Raw genomic sequence first — 26,170 nt, 5'->3', positions numbered from 1 at the left:
GGTCCCTCGGGAGGACACGCCCATGTCACCGGTCAAGTTGTCGCTGTTCAACTCCGGAGACGACCGGGAGCAGGAGTCCGTCGAGCTCGACGACGCCCTCGTCGACCAGCTCCGGCAGGTCGTCGACGCCCACCCCGACCTGACGATGCAGGAGGCCCTGCGCCAGGGCATCGCGCACATCGTCGAGAACGGGCCGACGAAGCCGGGCCTCTGAGACCGGTCAGCGCAGGCTGGGCTCCAGCTGCGCGCGCAGGGCACGGACCGCCCGGCCGCGCAGCGGCCCCAGGCTGCCCCGGGGGATCGCCAGCTCCCGGCTGAGCGCGTCGTAGGACTGCTCCTCGCGGAGCATCGCCTGCACCAGCCGGCGCTGGGTGGCCGGCAGCCGGTCGACCGCGCGCCCGAGTGCCTCCGAGAGCTCCCGGCGCATCAGGTCCCCGGCCAAGTCGGCCTCGACGGGGGAGACCCGGTCGGCGACGTCCTCGGTCGGGACGGCGCGCTGCTGGGACCGGAGCACCGCCAGCGCCTCCCGGCGGGCCGTCGTCGACAACCAGCCGGGGAGGCAGGCGGACTCCTGGATGCGGTCGGCGTTGCGGAAGAGCAGCACCCAGGTGCGTTGCACGGCCTCGTCGACGTCGGCCTCGGTCCTGAGCACCGCGCGGGCCGAGGCCCGCAGGAGGCCCTCGTACCGGCGGACGGTCGACCGCCAGGCCGCGTCGTCCCCGCAGGACAGAGCGACCAGGGTGGCGCGGTCGGTCGGCGCCGGTGCGTCGGTGGAGTACGTGAGAGACATCGGTGGCTCCTTCGGTGACCCGCGGTGGGAACGGGCCGAAGCCTCCGATCGGGGAGGGGGTGCCCGAATCCGCCGGACGACGTATTCGGAGCCCCCGGAACGACGTATGCGGATGCGCGTCGACGTACGTACTCCGGACGCCGCGGGGAGCCACCGGGAGGAGGAGGACGGAGGGGGTCCCACGGATACGTCGGGCGTGCCAAGGTCGCCCTCGTCGGGTCCGAGGAGAGAAGGAGCGTGCCGGTGAGCGACCACGTGTACGGGATGAGCGAGATCGTCGGCAGCAGCACGACGAGCATCGACGAGGCGATCCGGACGGCGGTCCGCAAGGCCGCGCGCACGGTCCGCAACATCGACTGGTTCGAGGTCGACGAGATCCGCGGGCACGTGGTCGACGGCGACGTCGCCCACTTCCAGGTGCGCGTGAAGCTCGGCTTCCGGATCGAGGACTGAGGCCCCTCAGTCGAAGCTGCCGGCACCGCCCCGGCGATAGGGCGAGCGCCGTTCCACCCGGTCACGTTCGGCCCGCTCGGCCCGCACGCGCTCGGCGGTGCCGGGCGGGTAGCCGGCCTTGACCACGCGGTGCTCGACGGTCTGCTCCATGAAGAACAGGGAGAACATCAGCCCGAGGACCAGGCCGCCGACCGCGGCCGAGACACGGTAGGCCAGCGGCACCGGCGGGAGGAGCAGGCAGAGCACGATCACCGGCGCCAGCTGGACCAGTGCCCGGGCGACGTGCCGCAGGACCCAGGTGCGCCCGGTCGTGTCTGCCAGCACCCACGGGGAGAGCGTTCGGGGGAGCCCGCCGCCGAGGGCGTAGCGGATCCACTGCAGGGCAGTCGGCCGCGGTGCGCGCACGTCTCCGACGGTAGGCCGCCGACGAGCCACTCGTCAGTGGTCACCCGCGCACACGCCGTTGCCAGAGGTCGGTAGCGGTAGGAGACTCGTCGCACCTCCCCCTGGGGAGCGCGACGAGGAGGCCCTGCGGGGCCCCTGAGGAGGTCGAACGTGCAGATCAGCCAGCTGCTCCGCCACAAGGGCCACGAGGTGGCCACCATCGACGGTTCCGAGAGCGTGCGCACCGCGCTCGCGATGCTCGCCGAACGCGGCGTCGGTGCCCTGGTCGTCTCCTCCGACGGGCGCTGCGTCGAGGGCATCGTGTCCGAGCGCGACGTGGCCCGCGGGTTGCACAGCCGCGGCGCCGAGCTGCTCACCGACCCGGTGTCCAGTCTCATGACCGTCGAGGTGCGCACCTGCCGGCCGGCGGTGCGGGTCACCGAGCTGGCGCAGACGATGACCGATCACCGGATCCGGCACGTCCCCGTGGTCGACGAGGACGACGTGCTCGTCGGCATCGTCTCCATCGGCGACGTCGTCAAGGCGCGGCTCGACGAGCTCGAGGACGAGCGCAAGCAGCTGGTCGACTACATCCAGACCGTCTGAAGAAGGACCCCCCTGCCCCCCGCCACTCGCAGGCTCGCGGCGGGACCCTGCAGCGGGGCCTCAGCCTTCGCAGGCTCAGGGCGGTGCCCGGGACGGGGCCGGGGTGAGACCCCGCTGGGTGGCCGTTCCCTGACGCGGCCTGGCGTACGGTGCGGCCGTGGACGAGCGTCGCCTGGGTGTCGCATCCGGGCTCGGCGCCTACGCCCTGTGGGGGCTCTTCCCGCTCTACTTCCCGCTGCTCGAGCCCGCCGGTGGGCTCGAGATCGTGGCGCACCGCGTGGTGTGGTCCCTGCTGTTCATCGGGCTGTTGCTGACCGTCGTGCGCCGGTGGTCGCTGGTCCGCGCTGCCGTCAGCGACAAGCGCACGATGCTCGTGCTGGCGGGGGCCGCCGTCCTCATCTCGGGCAACTGGCTGGTGTTCGTCTACGGCGTCAACTCCGGCCACGTCGTCGAGACCTCGCTCGGCTACTTCATCAACCCCCTGGTCAGCGTGCTGCTCGGCGTCGTGGTGTTCAGCGAACGGCTCCGGCCGCTGCAGTGGACCGCCGTCGGGCTGGCCGCGGTCGCGGTCACGGTGCTGACCGTCGACTACGGGCGGCCGCCCTGGATCGCGCTGAGCCTCGCCTTCACCTTCGGGCTGTACGGCGTCATGAAGAAGCTGGTGCGGGTCGAGGCCGCGCCGGGTCTGTTCCTCGAGACGGCGCTCGTGGCGATCCCGGCGGCTGCGGTGCTCACCGTGCTGCACTCCCAGGGGGAGGGAACGTTCGGCAACCTGGGTGCCCTCCACACGGTGCTCCTGGTGCTGTCGGGGGTGGCCACCGCCGTCCCGCTGCTGCTGTTCGCGGCCGCCGCCCGGCGGGTGCCGCTGTCGACCGTCGGGCTGTTGCAGTACCTCACCCCGTGCATGCACCTGACCATCGGGGTCTTCGTCTACGGGGAGCCGATGCCGCCCGTCCGGCTGGCCGGTTTCGCGCTGGTCTGGGCCGCGCTGGCGGTGTTCACGGCGGACAGCCTGCGACACGCCCGGGCGGGGTCGCGACGCGCCGTGATCGAGGCCGTGCCGGCGGGTCTCTGAGGGGCACCCACCCCGCCACCGGGACGGACCGGTTCGGCCGTCCGCGTGCTCCGCGAACCTGTCGGACCCCGGCGTTACGGTCGCTCCCGAACCGCCCCGGGCACCGGCTCGGGGGAGTGCACCAGGAGGGCCAGCGATCATGACCAGCGACCCGCAGCCGGCGGTCTCCCCGCCCCCGGTCGATGGGTCAGGGGACGCATCCGTGCAGGTCCAGCCGCCGGGGCTGACCCGGCGGGAGCACGAGATGCTCACCTTCGAGCGGCAGTGGTGGCGGCGGGCGGGTGCGAAGGAGACGGCGATCCGCGACCGGTTCGGCGTCCCGCCGACGCGCTACTACCAGGTCCTCAATGCCCTCGTCGACCGTCCCGACGCGCTCGCCGCCGACCCGCTGCTGGTCAGGCGGTTGCGGCGACTCCGCACGGCACGGCAGCGACAACGATCTGTCCGAGGTCCTGTGCAATGAGAGTTACAACGATTAGATTTGCTCACCGTGGGCAGGCACGCGTCGTCGGACAGTGACGGACAGAACCGTGGGGGAGCCCCCGTGGCTGCGGGTCGCCGCCGGACGGATGTCCCCGACGGCCTGTGGCGCGACGCCCCTGCCGAGCGGGTGAGCGATCACCCCACCGCGCCGGGTCGCAAGGGCGGCGCCGGTGCCCGCACCCCGCTCGTGTCCGGTCCGGCCGACGCGCCGATGCCGCGCACGCGGCTCCCCCTGCCGCCGGTGCCCGCCGCCGCGCCGCGCACCAGCGCCGCCCCGTTCCGCGCCGTACCCGCTCCGGAGCTCCCGGGCGGCCGCGCGGGCGACGGTGTGCCGGGTGCGTCCGCTCCGCTCCAGCGGTCCTCCCGCAACGCGGCCGGGCCCGTGCTCCCACGGCCCGCCCGGGCCTGGGCCGACGAGGAACCCGCCCTGGTCTCCACCGGCCCCGGTCTGATGGCCGGCGGTGCCCGCGCGTCGGGTCCCGCGCCTCGTCTCCCGAGGCCGAGCACGCCCGCCGGCGCGCCCTCGCCGGCGTACGGCGACTGGACGAAGCCCTCGCGCCCCAGTGAGCCCCTCGACCTCGACTTCGCCGCCGAGGCCTCCGGTCAGATGGGCCTGCGGGTGCCGGCTGCCCCGGCCACCACGGCGATCCCCGAGCGTCCCGTCCGTCGCGGCCGGCGTGCCCGTGACCGGGCATCGGACCCCAGCAGTGCCGAGCTCGCGAGCGCCGGCATCGACAGCGCGGCGTTCGCCGGCGCCCAGTTCGCCGGTACTGAGTTCGACAGCGCCGAGTTCGACGGCGCCGAGTTCGACCGGGCCGGATTCGACAGTGCCGAGTTCGACGCTCCCGGCTCCGGGGAGCGGCCGGTCCGCAACCCCGGCACCGGTCCCGTCGGTGGCCGCGCCGCGATGCGCGCCGAGCGGCAGGCCGCCGATCTGGCCCGCCGGAAGGCGGCCAAGCGCAGTGGCGCCCCGGTCGGCATCCCCGACGACGAGGAGACCCCGCGCCGGCCGCGCCGGGTGCTGATGGGCCTCGTCGCGATGATCGTCGTCGCCCTGGGCGTCCTCGGTGTGTACAAGGTGGCCAGCCCCGGCGCCGAGGAGGCTGCCTCCGGCTCCACCGCGACGCAGAGCACCGCGCCGAGCGTGACCAGCCAGACGGCCGTGCTGCCCCCGCTGGAGACCCCGGAGCTCGCCATCGAGGTGCCCCCGGCGGCTCCGGTGCACGCCCCCGTCACGGTGCTCAACGCGACCGACATCACCGGTCTGGCCGCCGACGTGGCCGGCGTGCTGCAGGCCGCCGGCTGGGAGACCCCCGGCGTCGGCGGGTACCTCAACGAGGACGTCGCCGTCTCCACGGTGTTCTTCACCGAGGGCGACGAGACGCAGCGCCAGGCCGCGGTCTCCCTGATCGAGGAGTTCCCCCAGCTGACCGGCCCCGCGCCGCGGTTCTTCGAGCTGCCGGCCGATGTCACCGCGCCGGGCCTGGTCGTCGTGCTCACCGGTCCCTGGCAGTGAGGTCCTTCGCACACAGCTGACCGGTCACCGGCGGAACATGTTCCGTCCGTCGTCCGTTGGCCGCTTCGTGCGCCCCTTCCGCGGGCTCGTACGTCCGCGCTCAGGCGGCCGCACGCCCCTCGCCGCCCTCCTGCCCCTCGCCGTCCTCAGTGGGTTGCTCGTCCTCGCCCCGCCCGCGGCGGCCGCCGACGACGTGCGCACCGAGGACGCCCTCGTCGAGTCAGGCTCCGGTGCCGACGCCGTCGAGCTCGACACGACCTTGTACGTCCCGGCGGCCGCCGAGGACGAGCCGGCGCCGGCGGTGGTGCTCGCGCACGGGTTCGGCGGCAGCAAGCGGTCGGTGGCCGACGACGCACTCGTCCTCGCCGAGCAGGGTTACGTCGTCCTCACCTACTCGGCGCGCGGGTTCGGCCGCAGCACCGGGCAGATCGGCCTCAACGACCCGCGCTACGAGATCGCCGACCTGTCCACCCTGCTCGACCTGCTCGCCGAGCGGGACGAGGTGGCCCTCGACGGCGACGGCGACCCCCGGGTCGGCGTGGCGGGGGGCTCGTACGGCGGGGCCCTGGCCCTGCTCGGGGCCGCCTACGACGACCGCGTCGACGCGATCGCGCCGCAGATCACCTGGAACTCCCTGACCTCCGCGCTCTTCCCCTCGCAGATCGGTGCGACGCCCGACGCCGGCACCGTGGCCGCCACCCCGCAGGACTCCGACGCGGGCGTCTACAAGAAGTTGTGGGCGGGACTGTTCTTCGGCGTCGGCTCCGTGCCCACCGGCGGACTGCTGGGTTCGCTCGGCCTCGGCGGCGGAGGGGACGGCGACGACGGGGCCACGGCGAACGGCGACGGTGCGCCGGAGACCCCGGGGCTCGACCCGGCTGCCGTCGACCCCGAGACCCTCGAGCAGGCGCTGACCTGCGGCCGGTTCCGGCTCGACATCTGCCAGGCGTACCAGGCCGCCGCGGCCACCGGCACCCTCACCCCCGAGGTGGCCGCGGTGCTCGACCGCAGCAGCCCGGCCGCCGTCCTCGACCGCATCGAGGCCCCGACCCTGCTGATCCAGGGCACCCAGGACTCTCTGTTCGGCCTCGGCCAGGCCGACGCCAACGCCCGCGGGATCGCCGCCAACGGCACCCCGGTCAAGGTCGTCTGGTACGCCGGCGGGCACGACGCGCAGGCATCGGACCGGGTCACCGAGAACCTGCGCGACCAGGTGGCCGGCTGGTTCGACTTCCACCTGCGCGCCGACGGCGACCCGCTGCGCGGTGACGACCCCGGCACCGGCTTCGAGTTCCCCGCCCCGACCGGGCTCGGCGGCACCGGCGTCGGCACCGTGCAGGGCGGCACCCAGACGATCGTCGCCGACGCCTACCCCGGCATCGACGGTGCCGGACCGGCCGCGCGCACCGAGCTGGCGATGAGCGGCCCGACCCAGCCGGTGGTGACCCCGGCCGGTGGGACGCCGGCCGCCATCACCACCGTCCCCGGCCTCGGCTCGCTCGGCAGCGCGCTGGGCGGGGCGGCGGTGGAGATCCCCGGCCAGTTCGCGGCCTTCGACAGCGAACCGCTCGACGACGCGGTGGAGGTCGTCGGTGCTCCCACCGTCGAGCTCGCCGTCTCCTCGCCCAGCGGTTCGGCCACCCTGTTCGCCAAGCTGTACGACGTCGCCCCCGGCGGCGCGATGACGCTGCCCGCCGGGCTCACGGCCCCGCTGGCACTCACGGGTGTCTCCACCGACCCGGCGGCCCCGACGACCGTGCAGGTCACCCTCCCCGGCATCGTGCACCGCTTCGAGGCCGGTCACACGATGCGCGTCGTCGTGTCCAGCACCGACCAGGCGTTCGCGCTGCCGGCCGAGGCGGCGGTCTACTCCGTCGGCATCGCCGCGGGCACGACCGAGCTCGCGGTGCCGCAGGTCGCCGGTGACGCCCAGGCGCAGGCGGGCTCGTCCCGCTGGTGGGTGCTGCTGGCCGTCGCCGTCGGGCTGGTCCTGCTCGGCTGGGTCGCGGCGATGCTCTGGGGTCAGCGCCGGCGTCGGCAGGTGTCGCACGTCGAGCCCGACGGCGAGGACGTGCCGCTGCGCTTCGAGGGCGTGACCAAGGCCTACAAGGACGGCTTCGTCGCCGTCCGCGACCTCTCCTTCGAGGTCCGCCGCGGCCAGGTGCTCGGGCTGCTCGGGCCCAACGGCGCCGGCAAGACGACGTCGCTGCGCATGCTCATGGGGCTCATCCGGCCGAACGAGGGGCGGATCAGCATCTTCGGGCACGCCGCCGGCCCCGGTGCGCCGGTGCTGTCGCGGCTCGGGTCGTTCGTGGAAGGCACCGGGCTGCAGCCGCACCTCTCGGGCCGGGACAACCTGCGGCTGTACTGGGCCGCCACCGGCCGGCCGGCCGCGGACGCCCACATGGACGAGGCGATCGAGGTCGCCGGTCTCGGCACCGCGATCGACCGCCCGGTGCGCCGCTACAGCCAGGGCATGCGGCAGCGGGTGGCCATCGCGCAGGCCATGCTCGGCCTGCCCGACCTGCTGGTGCTCGACGAGCCGACCAACGGGCTGGATCCGCCGCAGATCCACGCCATGCGCGAGGTCCTGCGCTCCTACGCGGCGACCGGGCGCACGGTCATCGTCTCCAGCCACCTGCTGAGCGAGATCGAGCAGACCTGCAGCCACGTGGTCGTCATGGCCAAGGGGCAGAAGATCGCGCAGGGGACGGTCGAGGAGATCGTCGGCACCGGCGGCGCGGTGTCGATCGGCCTGGTCGACGACGCCGAGACCGACCGCGCTGCCGAGATCCTCGAGGGGCTGCCGGGAGTGACCGTGGAGCGCACCGACGAGGGCCTCGTCGCCGATCTCGTGGGCACGAGCCGGGCCCGCGCGCTCCAGGCGCTGATCGAGGCGGGTGTCGAGGTCGACCAGTTCACGCCGCGGCGTCGGCTGGAGGACGCATTCCTGGCCCTGGTGGGGGAGTCGTGAGAACGACGGGCGAGGGATCATCGCAGGGAGCGCCAGCGACCGAGGAGCGGATCGAGTCCGGAGTCGAACCAGGAGGATCAGCATGACGACCGAATCGGCCGCGAAGCTGGCCTTCAGCGCACCCCGCGACACCGAGCACGTGCAGGCCACCGGAGCTGTCGCGGGCTACCGGCCCGAGCGCACGCTGCGCCTGTCGGTGGAGCTGCGGCGGCAGTTCAAGCGCCGCCGCACGATCGGCGTGTTCGCGCTGATGGTCGCCCTGCCACTGGTGATCATCGCCGCGCTGCAGCTGGGCGCCAGCGAGGAGGCCCAGCAGAACAGCCGGATCAACCTGGTCGACGTGGCGACGTCGAGCGGGCTGAACTTCACGCTGTTCGTGCTGTTCGCGACCACGAACTTCTTCCTGGTGGTCGTGTACGCGCTCTTCTTCGGCGACACGGTGGCGAGCGAGGCGCAGTGGGGCTCGCTGCGCTACACGCTGGCGACGCCGGTGCCGCGCATGCGGCTGCTCCGGCAGAAGTGGTACGCCGCGCTGGTCCTGTCGGTGGGGGCACTGGTCACGGTCACCGCCGTCGCGGTCGTCGCCGGCGGGATCGTCTTCGGATTCGAGGACATCCAGACGCCGGTGGGGGTCACCCTCGACCAGGGCGACGGCATGCTCCGGCTCAGCGGGATGGTCGGCTACCTCGCCGTCCACCTGCTCGTCGTCGGCACCCTGGCCTTCTGGTTCTCGACGGTCACCGACGCGCCGCTGGCCGCCGTCGGCGGCGCGGTGTTCACGATGTTCGTCTTCGCGATCCTCGACCAGATCGAGCAGCTGGGTGACATCCGCGACTACTTCCCGACGGCGGAGGAATACGCCTGGACCGATCTGCTGCAGACCCCGATCGACTCCGGTGACCTCTACCGCGGGGTGATCCAGTCGCTGGTCTACTCGGCGATCTTCACCGCGCTGGCCTTCCGGCACTTCGCTCGCCGCGACGTCACGAGCTGAGCAGGGGCGCTTTCCCGCGTTCTTGCGCATGGATGCGGTTATCCAGTGCGGATAACCGCATCCCTGCGCATCACCGCGCATGCGCGGGTGCAAGCTGACCAGATCGTCACGGCGGCGATCACAGCGAGGAGCGGATCGCCTGGGCCCAGCCCTCGCCCATCGGCGCGGCCGTTACGGCGGCATTGGGGACGGCGGCCAGCAACTCGGCCATGCCGTCGACGGCGGCGCCGTTCGCGGTGATCCACAGCCGGCCGACGGCAGGAGCCATCTCCAGGTCGCTGACGCTGTCGCCGATCGCGACCGCATCGGCCGGGTCGATCCCGCGCCGCTCCAGGTCCCAGGCGATCGCGGCGCCCTTGGAGATGCCGCGCGGCATCAGGTGGTAGACCCGCGGCGGCAGGACGGCGGCGTCGAGGGTGAACCGCGAGGTCGCCGGGATGGTCCCGTTGTCCTTGAGGGTCAGCCAGGGAGCGCCGTTCTGCGCCAGCCAGGCGTCGACGGCGAGCGGGTCCACCCGGCCGCGCAGCAGCGCGTCGGCGGTGTGCGTGGCGTGCCACGGGGCGTGCCACTCGAGCCGGCCGGGATGCTCGGCGATCAGCTTCTCCACGATGCCCAGCTCGGCCATGACCGACATCGGGGTCCGGTCGCGATGCTCCGCCGGCAGGTCGCCGTCGAGCCGATGGGTGCTGCGGCCGACGTCCCAGGCCACGGTCGCCCCGAGCTCGGCGATCGCACCGTCGGCGGCGAAGATCCGCGCCGCCTCCACCACCTGCTCGAACGTGCGGCCGCTGACCAGGACCAACGGGACGCCGGCCCGGTGCAGCTCGAGCAATGCCATCGCCGGGGAGTCGGTCAGGTCCCGCCCGGCGGTGTGCCAGAACGAGCCCCGCGGACCGACCATCGTGCCGTCGAGGTCGGTGTAGACGATGCGCGTGCTCACCGCCACATCCTGACCCGCGGGAGGTTCCCGCGCGGAATCGGTACAGTCGACGGCGTTCCACTCATCCAGAGGGGCAGAGGGACACGGCCCGATGAAGCCCCGGCAACCGCCGCCCGCGTGATCAGCGCGAGCGGGAGGTGCCAATTCCGTCCCGCGCGGCTCGACGGCCCGACGCGGGGAAGATGAGGAGGTAGTCGTCGGATGACCCTGACCGCACCCGGTACCACTCCTGTTCCCCCAGGCTCCGCCACCCACCCGCCCGTGCCACCCTGCCCCGCCCGCGGGCTCGTGTGTCGCAACTGCGGCGCCACCTTCGGCCTCATCGCCCAGCACGCGTGCGCGGAGTGCTTCGGCCCGCTCGAGGTCGACTACGACCCGGAGATCATGCGCGCGGTCACCCGCGAGCAGATCGAGGCGGGGCCCCAGAACATCTGGCGCTACGCCGGCCTGCTCCCGGTCGGCCAGGACCCGGCCGATCGCGTCTCGCTCGACCCCGGCATGACGCCGCTGGTGTGGGCCGACCGGCTGGCCGAGGAGCTCGGCATGACCGGGGGGCTCTGGGTGAAGGACGACTCGGCCAACCCGACCCACTCGTTCAAGGACCGCGTGGTCAGCCTCGCGGCGACCGCCGCCCGGGGGCTGGGCTACACGGCGATCGCCTGCGCGTCCACCGGCAACCTGGCCAACTCGGTCGCGGCGCACGCGGCCCGCGCCGGGCTGCCGTCGGTCGTCTTCATCCCGTCGGACCTCGAGCCGGGCAAGGTCGTCCAGTCGGCCGTCTACGGCCAGACGCTGGTCGCCGTCGACGGCTCCTACGACGACGTCAACCGGCTGACCAGCGAACTCGGCGAGACCGACGAGTTCGAGGACACCGCGTTCGTCAACCAGAACGTGCGGCCGTACTACGCCGAGGGCTCCAAGACGATGGGCTACGAGCTGGCCGAGCAGCTCGGCTGGCGCATCCCCGCGCAGGTCGTCATCCCCATGGCGTCGGGCTCGCTGCTGACCAAGGTGGACAAGGCGTTCCGCGAGCTGACGGCCGCGGGGATCGTCGAAGCCACCGAGTGGACGATCTTCGGCGCCCAGTCGGCCGGCTGCGACCCGATCGCCACGGCGTTCGACAACGGCTGGGACGTCGTCAAGCCGGTGAAGCCCACCGGCATCGCCAAGTCGCTCAACATCGGCAACCCCGCCGACGGGCCGTATGCGCTGGACGCCGTCCGCCGCACGGGCGGCGCGGTCGGCCGGGTGGGCGACGACGAGATCGTGCAGGGCATCCGCGACCTCGCCCGCACCACCGGCGTCTTCGCCGAGACCGCCGGCGGGGTCACCGTCGCCGTCCTGCGGCAGCTCGTCGGCGACGGCCGGCTCGACCCGGCCAAGGAGACCGTCGTGCTCAACACGGGGGAGGGCCTCAAGACCCTCGACCCGCTGGAGCCGGTCGTCGGCCCGACCCACCGCGTGCAGCCGTCGCTGGCCTCCGCACGGGCTGCCGGTCTGATCGGGTAGGCGTAGGGTCGAACCCCTCACCGGTCAGGGCGACACGAGGCTCCCCAGATCCGGCTATTCGCCCTGCGTGGAGTGGGTGTAACGCGGGCCACTCTGCTGTACCTTCTCGCACGGTTCGAGTTCCACGTTCGTGTTTCGGCGGGCGGAAGAGCGAGACCTCGGTCCCCCGATCCAGAGGGTCCGACCGCACGCACGAAACGTGGGAGCACACGTGGCACAGGGCACCGTGAAGTGGTTCAACGCCGAGAAGGGCTTCGGCTTCATCGCCGTCGACGGCGGCCAGGACGTCTTCGTCCACTACTCGGCCATCCAGATGGACGGGTACAAGAGCCTCGACGAGGGCCAGCGCGTCGAGTTCGAGGTCGTCCAGGGCTCGAAGGGCCCGCAGGCCGACGCCGTCCGCGCCGCCGGCTGACGCTCGAAGCCTGGGACGACGACGGCGCGGCTGACGTGCCGTCCGCCTCCGGCGAGCGGCCCGGTCTCCCTCGTGGGGGCCGGGCCGTCGTCGTCCCCGAGGCGGGGAGTGGTCGCCCACCGGCCGCCTGGGTGCAGGCGGTGCTGACGGCGCACCTCGTCCTCGTGGGCCTCGCCGCCGCCGTCGGGACGGTCCTGGCGACCGCCGGGGTGGACAGCTCCGGGAGGGACGAGGCGGGGCGGTTGACGGGCCCGCCGGCCGTGGTGCCAGTGGTGTCCTGGGCGGTCGCCGTGCTGGTCGTCGTCGTCGTGATCCGCTGGGTGGGGCCACGGCATCCGGAACGCCTCGCCTACTGGGCCCTCGGCACGGCGTGCTGGGCCGTCGTGCCCGTGGCCTGGTTGACCGTCGCGACCGCCGCCTCGGCCCCCGAGACGGCGGCTTGGTACCTGATGTTCTTCGCGCTCTCGCCCTACGGCTTGGTCTTCCTCGTCCCGGCGTTGGTGATCGGCGCGGTCTGGACCGCCGTCCTGGCCCGCATGAACAGCTGAGAAACGGTCGGGAACAGTCCCGCGGGTGACCCCGTTCTTGCACTCGGCAGGGTCGAGTGCCAGACTCGTTTCTGGCACTCGGCGCTGTAGAGTGCCAATCAGGTCGGAACGGTGAGGTACCGGTCCGTGGGCCGACGGAGCGCCCACGTCCCCGGTGTCGTCCGTCGCGGGCACCAACCCGGCCGTGCAGCGATCAATGCATGGAGGACATCACCACATGGCCAAGATGATCGCGTTCGACGAAGAGGCGCGCCGTGGCCTCGAGCGAGGGATGAACATCCTCGCCGACGCCGTGAAGGTGACGCTCGGCCCCAAGGGCCGCAACGTCGTACTCGAGAAGAAGTGGGGTGCCCCCACCATCACCAACGATGGTGTGAGCATCGCCAAGGAGATCGAGCTCGAGGACCCGTGGGAGAAGATCGGGGCCGAGCTGGTCAAGGAGGTCGCGAAGAAGACCGACGACGTCGCGGGTGACGGCACCACCACCGCCACCGTGCTGGCCCAGGCGCTCGTGCGCGAGGGTCTGCGCAACGTCGCCGCCGGCGCGAACCCGATGTCGCTGAAGAAGGGCATCGAGAAGGCCGTCGAGGCCGTCACCGAGTACCTGCTCTCCACGGCCAAGGACGTCGAGACCAAGGAGCAGATCGCGGCCACCGCCTCGATCTCCGCCGCCGACACCGCCATCGGTGAGCTCATCGCCGAGGCGATGGACAAGGTCGGCAAGGAAGGTGTCATCACCGTCGAGGAGAGCAACACCTTCGGCCTCGAGCTCGAGCTCACCGAGGGCATGCGCTTCGACAAGGGTCACCTGTCGGCGTACTTCGTCACCGACCCCGAGCGCATGGAGACCGTGCTCGACGACCCCTACATCCTGGTCGTCAACTCCAAGATCAGCTCGGTCAAGGACCTGCTCCCGCTGCTGGAGAAGGTCATGCAGTCGGGCAAGCCGCTGGCGATCATCGCCGAGGACGTCGAGGGCGAGGCCCTCGCGACCCTGGTCGTGAACAAGATCCGCGGCACCTTCAAGTCCGTCGCCGTCAAGGCCCCGGGCTTCGGCGACCGCCGCAAGGCCATGCTGGCCGACATCGCCATCCTCACCGGTGGCGAGGTCATCAGCGAGGAGGTCGGTCTCAAGCTCGAGAACGCCGACCTGTCCCTCCTCGGCCGCGCGCGCAAGTTCGTCACCACCAAGGACGAGACGACGATCATCGAAGGTGCGGGTGACGCCGACCAGATCCAGGGTCGGGTGAACCAGATCCGCGCCGAGATCGAGAAGTCGGACTCCGACTACGACCGCGAGAAGCTGCAGGAGCGCCTGGCCAAGCTGGCCGGGGGCGTCGCCGTCATCAAGGCCGGCGCCGCGACCGAGGTCGAGCTCAAGGAGCGCAAGCACCGCATCGAGGACGCGGTGCGCAACGCCAAGGCCGCCGTCGAGGAGGGCATCGTCGCCGGTGGTGGCGTCGCTCTCGCGCAGGCCACGGCCGTCGCGTTCGACAAGCTCGAGCTCACGGGCGACGAGGCGACCGGTGCCAACATCGTGCGCGTCGCGCTCGAGGCTCCGCTGAAGCAGATCGCGATCAACGCCGGCCTCGAGGGTGGCGTCGTCGCGGAGAAGGTCCGCAACTCCGAGACCGGCTGGGGCCTCAACGCCGCCACCGGCGAGTACGTGGACCTCGTCGCCAGCGGGATCATCGACCCCGCCAAGGTGACCCGCTCGGCGCTGCAGAACGCCGCCTCCATCGCGGCGCTCTTCCTCACCACCGAGGCCGTCATCGCCGACAAGCCGGAGAAGAACGCTCCGGCCATGCCCGGCGGCGACGGCGGCATGGGCGGCATGGACTTCTGATGAAGGACCACGTCGCCCCCCACGACACGCTTCGCGCACCGCGGGTCCCGGCGACGTAGCCGTTCCATCGCGTCACCTCCGGCAGGGGCGGCACCGCGTTCGCGGGGCCGCCCCTGTCGGCGTTCTATGGGCTCCGTTCTGCCACCGAGCCGCGGGATCGAGTGCGACGAACTCGTGGCCATCGAGCGCTGATGACCACGAGTTCGTCGCACTCGATGGGAGCCGTCAGTCCTCGGGCGCGAACACGCAGAACTCGTTGCCCTCGGGGTCGGCGAGCACGTCCCACTCGATCTCGTCGTCCTGGGCGCGGACCATCGTGGCACCGGCGGCGAGCAGGGCGGCGGTGTCGCCGAGGACGTCGAAGTGCAGGCGGTTCTTCACGATCTTCGGTTCGGGCACCGGGACGATCCACATGAGCGGCCCCGAACCGGTGGGGTCGACGATGGGCACCGGCCAGTCGGTCGGGCGCGGCTCGTCGTCCTCCGGCGTCGCGGCGTCCTCGAGCGCGTCGCGGCGCACGTAGCCCAGCGCCGTGCACCACCAGTCGGCGAGCGTCTGGTGGTCGCGGGCGTCGAGGCAGAGGTCCTTGAAGCGGGCGGGTGCGTCAGCCATGACGCAGGAGGGTAGGCGGCTGCCCGTGGCGGTGATCATCGGGACCTCGGGGTGGCAGTACCGCGACTGGCGCGGCGCCTTCTACCCGCAGAAGCTCGCCCAGCGGCTGTGGCTCGAGCACTACGCCGAGCACTTCGCCACGGTCGAGAGCAACAACGCCTTCTACCGGCTGCCCGAGCGGGAGACGTTCGAGAAGTGGAAGCAGCGCACGCCGCCCGACTTCCGCTGGGCCGTCAAGGCCAGCCGCTTCCTGACGCACATCAAGCGGCTGCGCGAGCCGGAGGAGCCGGTGGGCCGGCTGATGGAGCGCGCGGCGGGCCTGGGCGAGAAGCTGGACACGATCCTGCTGCAGCTCCCGCCGACCCTGAAGGCCGACGCCGACCTGCTGCGGGAGTGCCTGGCGCAGTTCCCCGGTGGCACGCGGGTCGCCGTCGAGCCGCGGCACGAGAGCTGGTGGACCGACGACATCCGCGCGCTCCTGGAGCGGTACGGGGCCGCGCTGTGCTGGGCCGACCGCGACGAGCAGCCGGTGGCCCCGCTGTGGCGCACCGCCGACTGGGGCTACCTCCGCTTCCACCGCGGCCTCGGCGACTGGCGCTACCGGCCCGAGACGCTGCGGCTGTGGGCCGACCGGCTCGCCGCGACCTGGGGCGCCGAGGAGGACGTGCTCGTCTACTTCAACAACGACCCCGGCTGCGCGGCGGTGATCGACGCCGTCGTGTTCGCCGAGGAGGTCCGCCGCGCCGGCCGCGTGCCCACGCGGGTGCCGACCGCCGACCAGGCGACCGGCCGCGCCTGGGCCGCCGCGGATTAGCTGAGGACCGTGGTGTCCTCGGCGTGCGCGACGCCGAGCTGATCGGCGGCCTCGCCCAGCACCGTCTGGACGGCGAGGGTGTCGGCCAGCGGCATGACCGCGCTCTCGCCGCGTCCCGCCCGCACGCCCTCGGTGACCTCGATCAGCTCGTGCGAGTAGCCCTGCCCCAGGGCCGGGCGGGTGATCGTCTCCGGCTCGGCGCCCGCCCGGTGCAGGACGATCGTCTCCGGGTGGTGGAAGCGGGGGAGGACGTCGATCCAGCCCGCCGTCCCGAACACCCGCGCCTGGCCCGGGAGCGCGTGCCGCAGCGACGTCGTGAGCGTGGCCGACCGCCCGTCGCCGTAGTCGAGCAGCAGCGCGGCCTCCGCATCGGCGCCGGAGGGGAACAGCGAGCCGGTCGCGGTCACGCGGTCGGGAGATCCGAGCAGCATCTGCGCGAACGACACGACGTACACGCCGACGTCCAGCAGGGCGCCGCCGCCGAGCTCCATCGCGAACAGCCGGTCGCTGGCGTCGTACTCGCGGGCGACGCCGAGGTCGGCCTGCACCGAGCGCACCTCGCCGATCGCGCCGTCGGCGATCAGCTCGCGCAGGGCGACGACGGCCGGCTGGAAGCGCGTCCACATCGCCTCCATCGTGAACAGGCCGGTGGCGCGGGCCCGGTCGATCACCTCGGCCGCGCCGGCGGTGGTCGCGGTGAACGCCTTCTCCACCAGCAGGGCCTTGCCGGCGTCCAAGGCGGCCAGCGCGACCGCGTGGTGCTGCGGGTGCGGCGTCGAGAGATAGAGGACGTCGACGTCCGGGTCGGCCACGATCTCCGCGTACGACCCGTACGCGCGCTCGAGCCCGTGGCGCTCGGCGAAGGCCTGCGCCCGCTCCGGTGACCGCGAGGCGACGGCGACCGCGCGGGCCCCGTCGACGACGGCGAAGTCCCGCGTCACCTTGTCCGCGATGCGGCCCGGCCCGACGATGCCCCAACGGATCTCTGTGGTCACCAGGACGACGCTAGCGGCGCCCGGCAGACTGCGAGACGTGGCCGTGCTGATCGACACCCCGGTCTGGCCCTGGCGCGGCCGGCTGTGGTCGCACCTGGTCAGCGACGTCTCCTACGACGAGTTGCACGCCTTCGTCGCGAAGGAGCTCGGCATCCCGCGGCGGGCGTTCCAGGGCGACCACTACGACATCCCCGAGGACCTCTACGACATCGCCGTCGCGGCGGGGGCGCACGCGGTCGGCGCCCGGGAGCTGCTCAGTCGGCTGCGTGCGGCGGGGCTCCGTCGCCGGAAGCGGCACGTGCCCTGAGCAGGCCGAGCTCGGCGGTCAGGTTCGCCCGGGCGCGCGGCGTCCAGTCCGCCGCGACGGCCGGCAGTCGGTACAGCTGCGGCAGCGCGAGCAACCGCTCCAGGACGGCGATGCGCCCGGCGGTGAACTCCTGATCGGAGAGGTGGCCGTACTCGGCCCGCACGGCCGAGGCGTAGGCGGCGTACCCCTCCGGCGGGCTGGCCAGCACGGCGAGGTCGGCGTCGCAGAGGACCGCGCCGTTGGCGTCCCCGGGCTCGGCATCGTGGCCGGTCGTGAGCAGCACCAGCCGCTCCACCTCGTCGAGCCGCGCGTCGGGCACGAGGCCGGTCAGGCCGGCCCGCGCCCGGGCGGCGCTGACCTGCTCGTTGTCGGTGCGCTCGGGGTCGTAGGCGACGTCGTGGTACCAGGCGGCGAGCCGGACGGCGTCGGGGTCGCTCGCCGCGTCGGCCAGCTGCCCGACCAGCCCCAGGACGGCGGCCAGGTGGGAGAGGTCGTGGTAGCGGCGGTGCGGCTCGCTCCACGCGGCGACGAGGAACGCCCACTCGGTGCGGGAGGTGGGGGAGTCGCCGGCCAGCTCCGCCCACGCCTCGAAGCCGACGAGCTCGCTCATCGGATGCCGCAGGTGCGCAGGGCCAGCAGGGCGTACGCGCGGGTCGCCGTCACCAGTTCCGCGATCGGCACCCGCTCGCCGGGCCCGTGCGCGAGGTTCAGGTCACCGGGGCCGTAGTGCAGCGTCGGTACACCGGCCGCGGCGTACTGCCGCAGGTCGCTGCCGGCGGCGATGGCCCGCTCGGCGGGCACGCCGCCGCCGGCGTCGGTGACCGCCTGACGGACGGCGGGCAGCAGCGGGTGCCCGGTCGGCAGCTCGCCGCTGGCGAAGGCCCCGCCGGTCCACGTCAGGCGGACGGGGTGCTCGGCGAGCCAGGGGTGCGCGGCGCAGACGTCGGTCAACCGGGCCGCGAACGCCTCCCTCGCCGCCTCCAGCGGCTCGCCGAGGCGCACGCCGTACCGGCCCTCGGCCACCAGCAGGTCGGGCACGGAGCTCGCCCAGTCGCCGGCCTGCACCCGCCCGATCGAGATGCCGTACGGGTAGGGCATGGTGCCGAAGCGCGGGTCGGCGCCGCGCTGGCGCTCGGCCTCGAACTCCTGCAGCGCCGCGTGCACGTGCGCGAACAGCTCCACGGCGCTGACACCCTGTTCCCGCATCGCGGCGTGCGCGGCGCGGCCGGTCACCTCGAGCCGGAAGGTCAGCGCCCCGGCGTTCGCGGTGACGACCGCCTGCGCGGTCGGCTCGGGGATCACGCAGAGCTCACCGAGATGGCCCCGGCGCAGCGTGGCCCAGGCGCCGAGCCCGCCGTCCTCCTCGCCGACGACGCCGTGGATCGCCAGGGGGCGCACCAGCTCGATGCCGGCTGCGCGGATCGCCGCGACGGCACCGAGGGAGGCGATCACGCCGGCCTTCATGTCGCACGCCCCGCGGCCGTGCACCGCACCGTCGGCGATGCGGGGCACGAACGGGTCGCCGTCCCACAGCGACAGGTCGCCGGGCGGGACGACGTCGGTGTGGCCCGACAGCACGAGGGCCGGCACGCCGTCCTCGGCGGAGGGCAGCGTGCCGACGACCCCCCACGCCTCGCTGCGCTCGACCTCCTGGCCGGGCGCGCCGGCCTCGGTGGCGGCCGCCGCGAGGTCGATCGGCCAGACGTCGACGGCGCAGCCCAGGTCGTGCAGCCATTCGGCGAGCAGGTGCTGCACCTCGCTCTCGGCCGGAGTGCCGCCGATCGAGGGGACGGCGATCATCCGGCGCAGCCGGTCGACCAGCCAGCCCTCGTCGACGGCGGTCAGGACCCCGGCCTCCGCGCCGGTCAGGTCGGCCATGCGCGGAGTCTGGCACGCCGCCTGCGCCGTCCTCCGGGGTCGGGGCGCTAGCTTGACCGTCGTGACGCAGCCGCCGCCCCCTCCGGGCTGGTACCCCGACCCCGCCGGCAGCGGGGGCACCCGCTGGTGGAACGGCATGGACTGGACCGACCACGTCCAGCAGGCCGCCCCGGTCCCGCCGCCTCCGCCACCTCCTCCGCCGGCGCCGATGCCGCCGTCGCCACCCCCGCCCCCGGTCCACGCCGCGCAGCCGCCTCCGCCCCCGCCCCCGGTCCACGCCGCGCAGCCGCCTCCGCCCCCGCCCCCGCCCGCCCCGGCTCAGCAGCCGGGCGGCCCCCAGTACGGGCCGGGGCCCTCGCTCTACGACCAGTCGGTGCTGGTGGTGAACCAGAAGACCAAGCTGATCGAGCTCACGAACGAGTACGAGGTCTACGACGCGCACGGGCAGCAGATCGGCGCCGTCGTCCAGGTGGGGCAGAGCACGCTGAAGAAGGCGGTGCGTTTCGTCTCCAACCTCGACCAGTTCCTCACCCACCGCCTGGAGGTCCGCGACGCGACCGGGGTCGTGCTGGTGCTCACCCGCCCGGCGAAGTTCGTGAAGTCGCGGGTGCAGGTGGCCCGCGGCGACGGGCTGCCGATCGGCGAGATCGTGCAGGCCAACGTCTTCGGCAAGATCCGCTTCGACCTGGTCGCGAACGGCCAGGTCGTGGGTGCCATCCAGGCCGAGAACTGGCGGGCCTGGGACTTCGCCATCGTCGACTCGGCGGGCACCGAGGTCGCGCGCATCACCAAGCGCTGGGAGGGCCTGGCCCGCACGCTGTTCACGACGGCCGACAAGTACGTCGTCCACGTGCACTTCAAGCTGCCCGAGCCGCTGGCCAGCATGGTGATCGCGGCGGCCCTCACCGTGGACACCGCGCTCAAGCAGGACGACCGCGGCTTCAATTAGATCCTCCCGGGCGAGATCGGCGATCTCGCGCGGTTTGGGGGCGGAAACCGGGCGAGATCGCCGATCTCGCCGGTCTGTGGGCGTCGAATCGCGCTCCGGAACCCCTGGCCGGTCCGGAGGCGCGTAATCTCGACCGTGTCCGGGCCGGGTGCATCGTGCCCCCGGGTGCCATTTGGTTACCGCCTTCACGGACTACCGCCCCGACCTCGGTCGGGGGCCTGGAGCCGCGTTGTGCATCTCGCCGCGAGGCGGCCGTCATCCGGTCCGGACCCCATCCTTCGACATGCCGTCCCCTGGGACCGCGCTTAGCGTGGCGTCCGGAACAGCCGGACGAGGGACGGGGGACCCGTGGCAGAGGCGGTCAAGCAGGATCCGACGATCGCGTCTGCGCGGGAGCCGCACAAGCTCCCGGTGAAGACGCTGGTCTCGGCGAGCATCGGCAACGCCGTCGAATGGTTCGACTGGACGGTCTACGCGACGTTCGTCGTCTTCTTCGCCGGCCAGTTCTTCCCGTCGGACAACGAGGCGCTCGCATTGGTCGGAGCGACGTCGACGTACGCCCTGGCCTTCTTCTTCCGCCCACTGGGCGGCCTGCTGCTCGGGCGCTTCGCCGACCTGCGCGGCCGCAAGGCCGGGATGCTGCTGACCATCCTGCTGATGGCCGGCGGCTCGATGGTGATCGCGATCCTGCCGACCTACGAGCAGGTCGGCTGGCTGGCGCCGATCCTGCTGCTGCTCGCCCGGATCGCGCAGGGGATGTCGCTCGGCGGCGAGGTCTCCAACGCCTCGGCCTACCTCGGTGAGATCGCCCCGCCGGACCACCGCGGGCGGTACTCGTCGTTCTTCTACATCTCCACCGGCTCGGCGCTGCTCGCCGCCTCCCTGCTCGGCGTCCTGCTCACCAGCACCCTCGACACCGACCAGCTCGAGAGCTACGGCTGGCGGATCGCGTTCTTCATCGGCGGCCTCCTCGGGCTGATCGGCATGTGGCTGCGCCGCTCGCTGGTGGAGACCGAGCAGTTCGAGGAGAACGCGGAGAAGGCGCGCGCCACCAAGCACCCCCTGCTGCAGACCATCAAGCACCACCCCAAGGCCGTGGGGCAGCTGATCGCTCTCACGCTGCTCAACACGCTGTCCTACTACACGTTCTTCAGCGCGCTGACGCCGTTCGCGATCACCTTCCGCGACGCCGACAAGACCGACGTGTTCATCGCCCTCTCGATCGGCACGGCCCTGTTCGTGGCGCTGTGCTACCCGTTCGGCAGGCTCTCCGACCGCTTCGGGCGCAAGCCCCAGTTGCTGGTCTGGTCCGGGGCCATGGCGGTGCTGATCGTGCCGCTGTCGTTCCTCGTGCAGGACAACCTGTTCTCGCTGATCGTCGTGTTCTGCACCGGCCTCGGGCTCTACGCGCTGATGGCCTCGCTGGCGCCGGCGGTCATGAGCGAGCTGTTCCCCACGGAGCTGCGGGCCACCGGCATCGGTGCTTGGTACAACCTGACGGTGGCCACGTTCGGTGGCACGGCACCGCTGGTCATCACCTGGCTGTCGGACGCGGGGCACCCGCTGTGGTTCTTCTGGTACGTCGCGATCGCGGCCGCCATCAGCTTCACCGTCATCCTGACGATGCGCGAGACCAACGGCACCGAGCTGCGCTGAGACGCACGACGGCCCCCCGTCCCGGGGGACAGGGGGCCGTCGAGGTGCGGGTGGCTCAGTAGGTCTCGTCGGTGGTGGTCCGCTGGACCGGGCCGCCGGCCGGGGCGCCGTAGCCCTCGGTGTGCGTCACCCGACGACGCGAACGAGGACCCCAGACGGCGACCTCGAGCACGATGCCGAGCGCGCCGACGATCATCAGGATCCAGCCGACCACCTGCAGGTCGATGCCGCTGACGTCGAGGCGCAGGGCGAAGGTGAGGATCGCGCCGAGCGCGAGAAGGACGATCGCGGTTCCGAGTCGCATGCTGACTCCCTTTCCTGGCGGTCGCGGACCGGGGTGTCCGGGCACGCGGGACCGGCGGCGGGCGCCGCTGGCAGGTTCGTTGCCCATCGGGCGCCGCCGGTAATCGCCGGCCGACGTCGTGATCCCCCGATCGGGTGGGGTCTGAGGGGCCTCAGACCCCTTAGGCGCCCGCCAGCCCCCAGGACTGCGTGGGTGCCCGATGCCGGCGGGCACCCCTCAGCACGAACGTTCTCCTCGTCCACCAGGGACGCCCCGGACCACCGGGGACATCGAGAGGACGAGACGATGACGCTCCACTACAGCAGCCCGGCACTCGACGCCGAGCTCGCCTACCGCCGCGAACAGCTCGCGGCCGCCGGCCGTGGCACCCGCAAGAGCGGCGGCAGCCGCGGCAGCTGGTTCCGGAACCGGCGGCGGGCGCACTGACCGTGTCCGCGCCGGCCGCCCCGGTGCTGTCGGCGGTCCGTGCCACGATCATCGACGTGTCACGCTGGGACGACGCACCACTGGTGGGACGGGCGGAGGAGCTCGGCCGCCTGCTCGGCGTGCTCGAGCGGGCCCGGTCCGGGCGCTCCTCCGCCGTCCTGCTCGCCGGCGATGCCGGTGTCGGCAAGACCCGCCTGCTCGACGAGCTCACCGCCCGCGCCCTCGACCGGGGTGTGCGGGTGCTCAGCGGCCACTGCGTCGACCTCGGTGACGTCGGCCTGCCCTACCTCCCCTTCGTCGACCTGCTCCGCCCCGTGGTCGCGGACCCGACGCTCGCGCCGGAGGCAGCGGCCGATCCGGCGCTCGCCGGCCTGCTGGCCGGGCGCCCGGGAGCGCTCCCGCCCGTGCCCCCGCCCGGCGAGGGCCGCGACCTCGGCCGGCCCCTCCCGGGGCGTGCGGCACCCCAGCCGATCGACGACGGCCGGCTGCAGCTGTTCGAGTCTGTCGCCGGGCTGATCTGCGAGCTGGCAGCCGCCGGCCCGCTCCTGCTGGTGCTCGAAGACCTGCACTGGGCCGACCGGTCCAGCCGCGACCTGCTGCGCTACCTGCTCGCGCGACTCACCGACGAGCCGGTCGCGGTGGTCGCCTCCTACCGCTCCGACGACCTGCACCGTCGTCATCCGCTGCGCCCCCTGCTGGCCGAGCTGGTGCGGCTGCCCGTCGTCGAGCGCCTCGATCTGGCCCCGCTCGGCGACGCCGACGTGGGCGCGTTGGTGCGCGGCCTGTCCGCCGGGGTGCCCGAGCGCACCGTCGACGACGTCGTGGCCCGGGCCGAGGGCAACGCGTTCTTCGCCGAGGAGCTCCTGGCCGCCGGCCTGCAGGGCGAGGCCCTGCCGCTGGCGTTGACCGACGTCCTGCTGGCCCGGGTCGAGCAGCGTTCCCCGGCCACCCAGCAGGTGCTCCGCATCGCCGCGGCCGCCGGGCGGCGTGTCCGGCACGAGTGGATCGCCGCGGTCGGCGGGCTCGCCCCCACCGAACTCGACCAGGCGCTGGCCGAGGCGGTCCACCACCACCTCCTGGTCGTGTCCGACGACCTGCGCTACCGCTTCCGCCACGCGCTCCTGCGCGAGGCGGTGATCGCCGATCTGCTCCCGGGGGAGCGCGTGCGGTTGCACGGGGCGATCGCGGCCTATCTGCGTAGCACTCCGGGTGCCGGCACCGCGGCCGAGCTGGCCCACCACGCGCAGGAGAGCAACGACCTGCCGGGTGCCTTCGAGGCATCACTCGAAGCGGCCGCGGAGGCCTGCCGAGTGGGCGCCCCGGCCGAGCAGGCGCAGCACCTCGAGACCGCTCTGGCCCTGTGGGCGGCCGTTCCGGACGCTGCCGAGCGCGCCGGCCGCGACCAGCCGGCGCTGCTGCTGGAGACGGCGCTGACGGCGCGCACCGCCGGGGAGCTGCACCGCGCCATCGCGCTGCTGCGCTCGGCCCTGGAGCTGCTGGGCGACGACGGCGATCCCGCGCTCCGGGCCCGGCTGCACTACACGCTCGCGCAGACGATGGTGCGGGTGGAGGACCACACCGCCGCGCACCAGGAGAGCGCCGCGGCCATGGCGCTCGTCCCTGCCGATCCGCCGTCCGAGGTGCGCACCTGGGCGGCGGCCACGCACGCGCGCATGAGCTACGCGATCGGCCTGCTCGCCGAGGGCGACGCTGCCGCGGAGGAGGCCCTCGCGGCCGCCGACGCCCTCGGCCTCGACAGCGCCTGGTCCGACACCGCCGTCTCGCAGGTGCGCTCCCGGCAGGGCCGCGACCTGCCCGCCGTGAAGGGCCGGCTGGAGGAGGCGCTGCTGCGCGCCCGCCGCTCCGGCGACCTCGAGGTCGAGATGCGGGTCCTCTACAACCTGGCGACCGTCGCCTTCGAGGCCGGGCAGGTCACCGAGGCGCTGGACTGGACCCGCCGGGCCACGCTGCGGGCACGCGATCTGGGCGTCGAATGGGCCTTCTACGCGGCCGAGCTCCGGTACCTGCAGGTCAACGCGCTGTACATGCTGGGCTTCTGGGACGAGAGCCTGGCCGAGGCCGACCTGCTCTCGCGGGTGCCCGAGATGGCCGCCCACGTGCGCGCCGTCGGGTTGCTGGTGCAGGTCGGGCGCGGCGACCCGGCCACACGCGAGCGGCTGGCCTGGGCCCGCGGGCTCCTCCCGCGGCTCGATGCGCACGTGCTGCTCTCCATGGTCACGGCCGCTGCGGAGATCGATCTGGCGGGCTGGTCGGGGGACCCCGACACCGCGGTCGACCTCGCCATCTCGACGTCGCGCCGGCTGGTGAAGCTGTGGGCCGACGACCATCTCGCCGTCCTGCGGCTGGTGGCCACCGCCCTCGGGACGCTCGGCGACGCCGCGGCGTCGGCGCGCCTCGTCGGCGACACGGCCGAAGTGGAGCGCCGGCAGGGGCAGGGGCAGCCGCTGATCGAGCTGGCCCGTTCTGCGGTGGCCGCGTTCCACGAGCTGGTCGGCGAGATGGGCGTCGAGGGGGCCGCCTGGAACTCCCGGGTGGAGGCGGAGGTCGCGCGGCTGGCGGGCGAGCCGGCGGTCGAGCGGTGGCAGGCCGCCGTCGAGGCGTTCGGGTTCGGGCACGTCTACGAGGAGGCGCGGTCCCGCTGGCGGCTGGCCGAGGCGCTCCTGGCCTCCGGCGACCGCACGGGAGCGTCGGAGCAGGCGCGGCTGGCGCACGAGGTCGCCGTCCGGCTGGGGGCGACGCCGCTGCGCGCGGCCGTCGAGAACCTGGTCCGGCGGGGCCGGCTCGACGTCGCCCTCCCGGGCGTGCGCCGGGCGGCCGAGGTCGACGCCGTCCTCACCCCGCGCGAGGCCGAGGTGCTGGCGCTGCTGGCCCAGGGCCGCACCAACCGCCAGATCGGTGCCGAGCTCTACATCAGCGAGAAGACCGCGAGCGTGCATGTCAGCAACATCCTGGCCAAGCTCGCCGCCGGCGGCCGCACCGAAGCCGTCGCGATCGCCGCCCAGCGCGGCCTGCTGCCCACTCCCTAGTCAGCGGCTCGTTCCGTGACCGGTGGGCGGTACGGCTGCACTCGCCCGGTCTCCAGATCGAACTCGCTCCGGTCCTGCGTCACGATGTCCGTCCCGTACACGTGGATCGAGACCGCGTCGACACCGTCGAGAGCCTCGACGGTGTGGATGGTGCCGTCCGGGACCAGGTGGACCGAGCCGGTGGGATTGACGAAGGTGCGGTCCGCGACGAGCTGCGCGGTCCCGGGCGTCGCGCCGCCGTCCGTCCGGCGGAACCACGTCTCGCGCTCCCGGCCGCGGTAGATCCCGATGACGGCCCAGGAGCCGTGGTCGTGCACGGGTGCTGTGACCCCCGGTGCGAACACCACCACCAGCATCGAGGCGCGCTGGTCCGGCGACCGGTGGAGCGGGTAAAGCATCCAGTCCCGGTCGTCCGGCCGCTCCTGGTACTGCTCGTCCAGCCAGTCCAGCGGCTGCGCCAGCACGGCCTGCAGCAGGGCCGTCGCCCCCGCAGGTCCGTACGCATCCTGCGACGCCAGGCGGGCGAACTCCTCGGCCAGCTCGGTCGCCGTGCGGATCCGGTCGTGCGACACGGTCATGACTGCCTCCTCGTGCGCGGGTACCTGCACCAGCAGGCACCGCCTGGACGCTAGGCGCGTCGAAGCGAGGG

General features: G+C 73.2%; 27 protein-coding genes and 1 riboswitch. Of the genes, 18 read left to right on the top strand and 9 right to left on the bottom strand.

What is annotated here, in order from left to right:
* Window positions 1-22: 22 nt before the first annotated feature.
* Entirely contained in the window at window positions 23-214 is a 192-nt protein-coding gene (locus ABD644_RS18190) for a hypothetical protein (RefSeq protein WP_344690431.1), read from the top strand.
* 6 nt (window positions 215-220) lie between these two features.
* Here ABD644_RS18190 and ABD644_RS18185 read toward each other — a convergent pair whose 3' ends face one another.
* Entirely contained in the window at window positions 221-790 is a 570-nt protein-coding gene (locus ABD644_RS18185; protein WP_344690430.1) for an RNA polymerase sigma factor, read from the bottom strand.
* Between the two features lie 243 nt (window positions 791-1,033).
* Between ABD644_RS18185 and ABD644_RS18180 the strand changes: the two genes are divergently transcribed.
* A complete protein-coding gene (locus ABD644_RS18180; RefSeq protein WP_344690429.1) occupies window positions 1,034-1,243 on the top strand; it encodes a dodecin in 210 nt (69 codons plus the stop codon).
* Between the two features lie 6 nt (window positions 1,244-1,249).
* On the opposite strand, the gene ABD644_RS18175 is transcribed toward ABD644_RS18180, so the two are convergent.
* Window positions 1,250-1,648 (bottom strand): DUF5313 family protein, encoded by a 399-nt coding sequence (locus tag ABD644_RS18175; protein ID WP_344690428.1) that lies wholly within the window; start codon window positions 1,646-1,648, stop codon window positions 1,250-1,252.
* Window positions 1,649-1,798: 150 nt separating this feature from the next.
* Between ABD644_RS18175 and ABD644_RS18170 the strand changes: the two genes are divergently transcribed.
* From ABD644_RS18170 to ABD644_RS18145, 6 genes are all read left to right on the top strand, one after another.
* On the top strand, window positions 1,799-2,233 hold the full coding sequence (locus ABD644_RS18170) for a CBS domain-containing protein (protein ID WP_344690427.1): 435 nt from the start codon (window positions 1,799-1,801) through the stop codon (window positions 2,231-2,233).
* A gap of 157 nt (window positions 2,234-2,390) precedes the next feature.
* A complete protein-coding gene (gene rarD, locus ABD644_RS18165) occupies window positions 2,391-3,308 on the top strand; it encodes an EamA family transporter RarD (RefSeq protein ID WP_344690426.1) in 918 nt (305 codons plus the stop codon).
* Between the two features lie 139 nt (window positions 3,309-3,447).
* Entirely contained in the window at window positions 3,448-3,771 is a 324-nt protein-coding gene (locus ABD644_RS18160) for a DUF3263 domain-containing protein (protein ID WP_344690425.1), read from the top strand.
* Between the two features lie 81 nt (window positions 3,772-3,852).
* A complete protein-coding gene (locus tag ABD644_RS18155) occupies window positions 3,853-5,307 on the top strand; it encodes a LytR C-terminal domain-containing protein (protein WP_344690424.1) in 1,455 nt (484 codons plus the stop codon).
* Window positions 5,308-5,374: 67 nt separating this feature from the next.
* Window positions 5,375-8,281 (top strand): alpha/beta fold hydrolase, encoded by a 2,907-nt coding sequence (locus ABD644_RS18150; RefSeq protein ID WP_344690422.1) that lies wholly within the window; start codon window positions 5,375-5,377, stop codon window positions 8,279-8,281.
* An 82-nt stretch (window positions 8,282-8,363) separates the two neighbouring features.
* Window positions 8,364-9,275 carry an ABC transporter permease gene (locus ABD644_RS18145; RefSeq protein ID WP_344690421.1) on the top strand — a complete coding sequence of 304 codons (912 nt, stop codon included), beginning with the start codon at window positions 8,364-8,366 and terminating at the stop codon, window positions 9,273-9,275.
* Between the two features lie 118 nt (window positions 9,276-9,393).
* Here the strand turns inward: ABD644_RS18145 and ABD644_RS18140 are convergent, their stop codons facing one another.
* Window positions 9,394-10,215 (bottom strand): HAD family hydrolase, encoded by an 822-nt coding sequence (locus ABD644_RS18140; protein WP_344690420.1) that lies wholly within the window; start codon window positions 10,213-10,215, stop codon window positions 9,394-9,396.
* 58 nt (window positions 10,216-10,273) lie between these two features.
* Window positions 10,274-10,404: riboswitch (SAM riboswitch) on the top strand.
* A gap of 72 nt (window positions 10,405-10,476) precedes the next feature.
* Here ABD644_RS18140 and thrC point away from each other — a divergent pair.
* The 4 genes from thrC (at window position 10,477) to groL (ending at window position 14,533) form a co-directional block, all read left to right on the top strand.
* Window positions 10,477-11,724, top strand: coding sequence for a threonine synthase (gene thrC, locus ABD644_RS18135; protein WP_344690419.1), 1,248 nt, complete (start codon window positions 10,477-10,479; stop codon window positions 11,722-11,724).
* A 211-nt stretch (window positions 11,725-11,935) separates the two neighbouring features.
* Complete coding sequence (locus tag ABD644_RS18130) at window positions 11,936-12,139, top strand: cold-shock protein (RefSeq protein ID WP_344690418.1); 204 nt, start codon at window positions 11,936-11,938, stop codon at window positions 12,137-12,139.
* 35 nt (window positions 12,140-12,174) lie between these two features.
* Window positions 12,175-12,687, top strand: coding sequence for a hypothetical protein (locus ABD644_RS18125; protein ID WP_344690417.1), 513 nt, complete (start codon window positions 12,175-12,177; stop codon window positions 12,685-12,687).
* A gap of 217 nt (window positions 12,688-12,904) precedes the next feature.
* Window positions 12,905-14,533: a chaperonin GroEL gene (gene groL / locus ABD644_RS18120; RefSeq protein WP_344690416.1), complete on the top strand. Its 1,629-nt coding sequence runs from the start codon at window positions 12,905-12,907 to the stop codon at window positions 14,531-14,533.
* Between the two features lie 225 nt (window positions 14,534-14,758).
* Here groL and ABD644_RS18115 read toward each other — a convergent pair whose 3' ends face one another.
* Window positions 14,759-15,145: a VOC family protein gene (locus ABD644_RS18115; RefSeq protein ID WP_344690415.1), complete on the bottom strand. Its 387-nt coding sequence runs from the start codon at window positions 15,143-15,145 to the stop codon at window positions 14,759-14,761.
* On the opposite strand from ABD644_RS18115, the gene ABD644_RS18110 reads away from it, so the two are divergent.
* Complete coding sequence (locus tag ABD644_RS18110) at window positions 15,144-15,959, top strand: DUF72 domain-containing protein (protein ID WP_344690414.1); 816 nt, start codon at window positions 15,144-15,146, stop codon at window positions 15,957-15,959. The genes ABD644_RS18115 and ABD644_RS18110 overlap by 2 nt on opposite strands.
* Here the strand turns inward: ABD644_RS18110 and ABD644_RS18105 are convergent.
* Window positions 15,956-16,954 carry a Gfo/Idh/MocA family protein gene (locus ABD644_RS18105; RefSeq protein ID WP_344690412.1) on the bottom strand — a complete coding sequence of 333 codons (999 nt, stop codon included), beginning with the start codon at window positions 16,952-16,954 and terminating at the stop codon, window positions 15,956-15,958. The genes ABD644_RS18110 and ABD644_RS18105 overlap by 4 nt on opposite strands.
* Before the next feature lie 37 nt (window positions 16,955-16,991).
* Here ABD644_RS18105 and ABD644_RS18100 point away from each other — a divergent pair, with 37 nt between their 5' ends.
* Window positions 16,992-17,261 carry a DUF4031 domain-containing protein gene (locus ABD644_RS18100; RefSeq protein WP_344690411.1) on the top strand — a complete coding sequence of 90 codons (270 nt, stop codon included), beginning with the start codon at window positions 16,992-16,994 and terminating at the stop codon, window positions 17,259-17,261.
* Here the strand turns inward: ABD644_RS18100 and ABD644_RS18095 are convergent.
* Window positions 17,209-17,871, bottom strand: a complete 663-nt coding sequence (locus tag ABD644_RS18095) for an HD domain-containing protein (RefSeq protein ID WP_344690410.1) — start codon at window positions 17,869-17,871, stop codon at window positions 17,209-17,211. The genes ABD644_RS18100 and ABD644_RS18095 overlap by 53 nt on opposite strands.
* Complete coding sequence (locus tag ABD644_RS18090) at window positions 17,868-19,139, bottom strand: ArgE/DapE family deacylase (protein ID WP_344690409.1); 1,272 nt, start codon at window positions 19,137-19,139, stop codon at window positions 17,868-17,870. The genes ABD644_RS18095 and ABD644_RS18090 overlap by 4 nt, the downstream gene beginning before the upstream one ends.
* A gap of 61 nt (window positions 19,140-19,200) precedes the next feature.
* Between ABD644_RS18090 and ABD644_RS18085 the strand changes: the two genes are divergently transcribed.
* Both ABD644_RS18085 and ABD644_RS18080 read left to right on the top strand, forming a co-directional pair.
* Window positions 19,201-20,088, top strand: coding sequence for an LURP-one-related/scramblase family protein (locus ABD644_RS18085; RefSeq protein ID WP_344690407.1), 888 nt, complete (start codon window positions 19,201-19,203; stop codon window positions 20,086-20,088).
* 348 nt (window positions 20,089-20,436) lie between these two features.
* Window positions 20,437-21,744: an MFS transporter gene (locus tag ABD644_RS18080; protein ID WP_344690406.1), complete on the top strand. Its 1,308-nt coding sequence runs from the start codon at window positions 20,437-20,439 to the stop codon at window positions 21,742-21,744.
* A 55-nt stretch (window positions 21,745-21,799) separates the two neighbouring features.
* On the opposite strand, the gene ABD644_RS18075 is transcribed toward ABD644_RS18080, so the two are convergent.
* Window positions 21,800-22,048: a DUF6458 family protein gene (locus ABD644_RS18075; protein ID WP_344690405.1), complete on the bottom strand. Its 249-nt coding sequence runs from the start codon at window positions 22,046-22,048 to the stop codon at window positions 21,800-21,802.
* A gap of 285 nt (window positions 22,049-22,333) precedes the next feature.
* Here ABD644_RS18075 and ABD644_RS18070 point away from each other — a divergent pair, with 285 nt between their 5' ends.
* Both ABD644_RS18070 and ABD644_RS18065 read left to right on the top strand, forming a co-directional pair.
* On the top strand, window positions 22,334-22,474 hold the full coding sequence (locus ABD644_RS18070; protein WP_344690404.1) for a hypothetical protein: 141 nt from the start codon (window positions 22,334-22,336) through the stop codon (window positions 22,472-22,474).
* Between the two features lie 2 nt (window positions 22,475-22,476).
* A complete protein-coding gene (locus ABD644_RS18065) occupies window positions 22,477-25,521 on the top strand; it encodes a helix-turn-helix transcriptional regulator (RefSeq protein WP_344690403.1) in 3,045 nt (1,014 codons plus the stop codon).
* Here ABD644_RS18065 and ABD644_RS18060 read toward each other — a convergent pair.
* Window positions 25,518-26,099: a cysteine dioxygenase family protein gene (locus tag ABD644_RS18060; RefSeq protein ID WP_344690402.1), complete on the bottom strand. Its 582-nt coding sequence runs from the start codon at window positions 26,097-26,099 to the stop codon at window positions 25,518-25,520. The two genes, ABD644_RS18065 and ABD644_RS18060, sit on opposite strands and share 4 nt — an antisense overlap.
* Window positions 26,100-26,170 lie beyond the last annotated feature (71 nt).

The sequence above is a fragment of the Blastococcus jejuensis genome (assembly GCF_039534705.1).
Lineage (GTDB): Bacteria > Actinomycetota > Actinomycetes > Mycobacteriales > Geodermatophilaceae > Blastococcus_B > Blastococcus_B jejuensis.
This window is presented reverse-complemented; position numbering and strand designations above follow the sequence as displayed.